Annotated in this window: 4 protein-coding genes and 1 pseudogene; 2 read left to right on the top strand and 3 right to left on the bottom strand. The window is 31.7% G+C overall.

What is annotated here, in order from left to right; genetic code table 11:
- A pseudogene (locus tag ACJ5GX_RS05775) lies at positions 1-204 on the top strand (transposase); the annotation flags it as partial.
- Positions 205-386: 182 nt separating this feature from the next.
- Here the strand turns inward: ACJ5GX_RS05775 and ACJ5GX_RS05780 are convergent.
- Positions 387-1,097, bottom strand: a complete 711-nt coding sequence (locus ACJ5GX_RS05780) for a class II aldolase/adducin family protein (protein ID WP_007302673.1) — start codon at positions 1,095-1,097, stop codon at positions 387-389.
- Between the two features lie 235 nt (positions 1,098-1,332).
- Between ACJ5GX_RS05780 and ACJ5GX_RS05785 the strand changes: the two genes are divergently transcribed.
- Positions 1,333-1,917 (top strand): adenylate kinase family protein, encoded by a 585-nt coding sequence (locus ACJ5GX_RS05785; RefSeq protein WP_179943889.1) that lies wholly within the window; start codon positions 1,333-1,335, stop codon positions 1,915-1,917.
- Here ACJ5GX_RS05785 and tsaB read toward each other — a convergent pair.
- Together tsaB and ACJ5GX_RS05795 are read right to left on the bottom strand one after the other, a co-directional pair.
- Positions 1,887-2,492 carry a tRNA (adenosine(37)-N6)-threonylcarbamoyltransferase complex dimerization subunit type 1 TsaB gene (tsaB, locus tag ACJ5GX_RS05790; RefSeq protein ID WP_007302675.1) on the bottom strand — a complete coding sequence of 202 codons (606 nt, stop codon included), beginning with the start codon at positions 2,490-2,492 and terminating at the stop codon, positions 1,887-1,889. The two genes, ACJ5GX_RS05785 and tsaB, sit on opposite strands and share 31 nt — an antisense overlap.
- On the bottom strand, positions 2,492-3,601 hold the full coding sequence (locus tag ACJ5GX_RS05795; RefSeq protein WP_495292797.1) for a cation:dicarboxylate symporter family transporter: 1,110 nt from the start codon (positions 3,599-3,601) through the stop codon (positions 2,492-2,494). Before ACJ5GX_RS05795 ends, tsaB begins: the two co-directional genes overlap by 1 nt.
- Positions 3,602-3,650: the final 49 nt, after the last annotated feature.

The raw sequence follows: 3,650 nt of genomic DNA on the forward strand, positions 1-3,650 counted from the left end.
AAACTGTTATCCTTGATAATGCTACTTTTCATAAGTCTAATAAGATTTGCTAAAGGAGTTGGTGCAGAAATTTTATATCTTCCTCCATATTCTCCAGATTTCAACAAAATTGAGCATTATTGGTTTGCTATAAAAAACAGAACCAGAAAAAACATTCCTTTATTCAAATCTTTTCGTCATGCTGTCGATTCTTCTTTCTTATGACCTTTTTGGACTATTATGGGAAGGGCTATATTTACTTGTATCTGCTTAGTTAAGGGTGTTAACTTAAGTAGAGATGGAGACATTAGACTTCTTGCATGAATTACAGCGTGTGAAACCATTATTGGATTTCAGACTGGCTGGTTATGCAAGAAATCTAATATCTATCGAAGAGTCAGAAACTTTTATAACTTACCTTTAATCAACCTAACCCATGCGTGCCAATCTCTCTCACCAAGATTGCTTTCGAAAGACAGAAGATCCTTTACGGCTTTTGAGCAAATTTCTTCACTTGGAATTGACAACTCCCTATTCATTGCTAGCATCAGGCATTGAGTTTTACAAGCTTGTTCTAAGTGATACGTATAAAACATTGCTTCTTGTATAGTCTGACCACATGTTATAGATCCATGATTGCGCATTAACATCACAAAATTTTCTTTCAAATCAGCTATTAATCTTTTTCCTTCTGTATCATCAAGTGCCAGGGAATTATAATCATGGTAAGATACCTTATTATAAAAGTGCAGCGCCCACTGACTTATTGGGAGTAATCCATCCTTGAGAGAAGAAACTGCTACAATAGAAGGTGTATGTAGATGAAAAATTGCTTGAATATCTTTCCTTGCTTGATAAATGAAGCCATGGATTACATAGCCAGTTTTATTATATTGATATTCTTTGCCTTCAATTATATTCCCATCAAACGATACTTTCATCAATGAACTTTCATCTACTTCATAAAAACGTATACCAAACGGATAAACATAAAATGACTTTTTATCTTCAGAACGTACAGAGAGATGAGTATACGTATGATCATCTAATTTAAGATAAGATAAAATTTGATAGGCGTTAACTAGGTCTCTTTTCAACTCACTATTTGTTAATAACATAGCTCTTGACTAAAATTTTCTAAAGATTTATACGTAAAAAAAAGTTTATTACAAACTAAAAGGTGAACCTACGTTAAAATACTAAGCACTTTTACTTGCCTTAGGTGATTAGAGTTTACATTTCTAGATTACATAGTATTTTAACTATAAAAGCGACTTTTTATGTAATGTTTCATATGTTTTAAAGCCTTGTTTTTATGTTATTATAATTGTAGGTTTTAATATTAAAAATAATATGATAAACGTTGAGATAAAAAAACAGCTAACAAAATTTTTCATATATATCACTGTTCTTCCAGGAAGTGGTAAACTTTCTACAGCAATAGTATTATCTAGTATGATAAATGCAGTAATTGTAAGTGGACTTGAATATAATCAAACTTCCAAAGAAGCTCGAGATAGAATATATAACACTACACATGTTATGTTTCAGGCAATAGAAGCCTATCCTATTGACTCAAAAAATTATATATTTGTTGATGAATTAATTAAAAATAATGATTACAACATAAGAATATATAACTCAGTAGTAGAACTTAGTAAAAAAATGAGCACAAAAATCCTCCCTATAGTACTTAGGTGCAATCCATTGATATTACAAGAGCGTACTATATCAAAAAAGCAAAGAAAAAATAGGAAGGTTACTAATATAAATAGTATTAAATTTAGGGAGGAAGATTTATTTGTACCACAAAATGCTATAGAGGTAGAAAATTCAAATATGAGTATAAAAGAAGTAGCAGAAGAAATAGTAAGTCAGATGTACAAACTTGGCCAAATTAATAGTGTTTACGCAATAGGCAACGATTTCATATACTGAGGCTCATTTAAATATAGAGCCTCAACTCCATTTAATTTTTGTTTATTTTTTAGTCTATAACGGACTAATAGCCCTGCATGGCTAGCATCCAACTTTGGTAAACTGCAATCCATATATGTAATGCAGTGCGTTTCAGGCTGGAGTTCACTTACTACAGCAGGATTTGATAGCGGTAACAAATTGAAATCAAATAACTGCGTATAAAACTTTTGATCATCTTCGATTATAGCTTTAATATTTTTTTTGCTATTTGTACAAAGTAGCGATATTGCATATGCTTGAGCTTCCAGGGCACTAACCCCATATAACGGCTTATTTGTAGCAAGATTTATACCTTGTGCAGTTGATATACCAACTCTGATTCCAGTAAAACTTCCTGGTCCAACTATCACTGCTAAATGGTCTATTTTATCGTAGCTGTAATTATGCTTATCAAACAAAGTATTCAGTATTTGAAAAAATGATTCTGCATGACTATTGTTTGCAGAATTGCGTTCTACAAAACAATTACCATCGTAATCAATTACTGCTATTGAACTACCAGCACCTACAGTATTAATTGCTAGAATGGACATCACTTAAGCTTATCATAGAGCTTTGTAAACATCATAGTGAACGCACCGTTACCCATAACATTTGCTGAAGTTATTATTGGGTCAAACACTATATACAATGCTGTAATTAATGAAAGCATCTCTGGGGAGAATTTAAGATACTTCTCAAGAACGGGCAACATTACCATAATACCTCCCGCTGGAACTGCAACAATAGCAAATTTAAATAACAGAAAGTAGAGAAGGAAAGTCACATAGTCTGTTGCAGACAATGCACCACCAAAAGTCATTATCATTGATAGTATTATAATAAAAAAGCAATCACCTACTAAATGAAAGCTAGCGGTTATTGGCACAACAGACGATGCTATATCATGCTGCTTTACATTTTTTTTGCTTCCTTCAAGAGTAAGCGGCATAGCTGCATTACTAGACATTGTGCTCATTGCAGTAATAAATGCTGGTATCATATTACCTATACTAGCTATCCAGCTTGTGATCTTGAACGAATTTGCTGCTCCATATAAGAGAAAAACATAAAGGTAGGTTGCAGATGATATAATAATAAAAATTATTGAGTAATCCTTAAATATTATGGGTAAAACCTGATCATGTTCCATTTTTAAAGCAAGACCAAGTACAAACATTGGAATAATTGGCGTCAAAAATGTCTTCAAAATAAAGAGAGTTAAATCTAACATTTTGTTCGAGAGCTCTTTGCTTTTTTTTGGTAATATTGTGGACACTAATATGCTTAACACAAATCCACAAGCAAGGGCATAAAAATTAGAAAGCAATGCAGGTATCCTAAATGACCATAAAGGAACAATTGTTTCTTCATATGTTATATCTTGTATTGAATAAGTGTTTTGTGTGATGAAATGCCCAACAGAATAAGCTATTAAACTTGAAGCTAGATTCGACAAGAAAATCGTTATAATAAGTAACAATATAAACTTTATAGCCGACTGCTTAAGATTGTTAACACTACTAAAGATTAATGCAAAAACAATAAAAGGCATTATAAATAGTAAGATCGATCCATCAGTAACACGTAATAATATTAAACTCTTTTTTAAAACCTCTGTTACTGGGTTATTTTTTGCTACTATATCAAAGTCTGGCGTCATTCATCTAAAATATTTATGACAGATTCTTTCGATATTTTCTGAATTTTAG

Source organism: Wolbachia endosymbiont of Tuta absoluta (assembly GCF_059414725.1).